Origin of the sequence: Massilia genomosp. 1 (assembly GCF_011682185.1) — a bacterium.
In the GTDB taxonomy this organism is placed as follows: Bacteria; Pseudomonadota; Gammaproteobacteria; order Burkholderiales; family Burkholderiaceae_D; genus Telluria_A; species Telluria_A rubra.
The window spans coordinates 1-216 of sequence record NZ_WHJF01000699.1 but is presented as its reverse complement, the minus strand read 5'-3'; the positions used below and the strand labels follow the sequence as shown (position 1 = coordinate 216).

Sequence of the window (216 nt, the reverse complement as noted above, 5' to 3'; positions counted from 1 at the left end):
CATCTGGCAGCAGCGAGTATCGTCGTCTCCGATGGTTTGAACTGCTTCACGGCAGTGCAGGCGGCCGGTGCAAAGCATGAGCCATCGGTCGTGGGCACTGCCCGCAAGAGCAGCGCAATGCCTTGTTTCAGGTGGATAAATACCGTTCTGAGTAACCTGAAAACCGCCACCGGCGGAACCTACCATGCTTTCAATTTCGATAAATATGGTTTTCTC

General features: G+C 53.7%; 1 protein-coding gene. It reads left to right on the top strand.

The window, feature by feature from the left end; translation table 11 throughout:
• Positions 1 to 216 (top strand): transposase (locus F1735_RS35320; protein ID WP_167241687.1); only part of this gene is annotated, 216 nt, incomplete at both ends.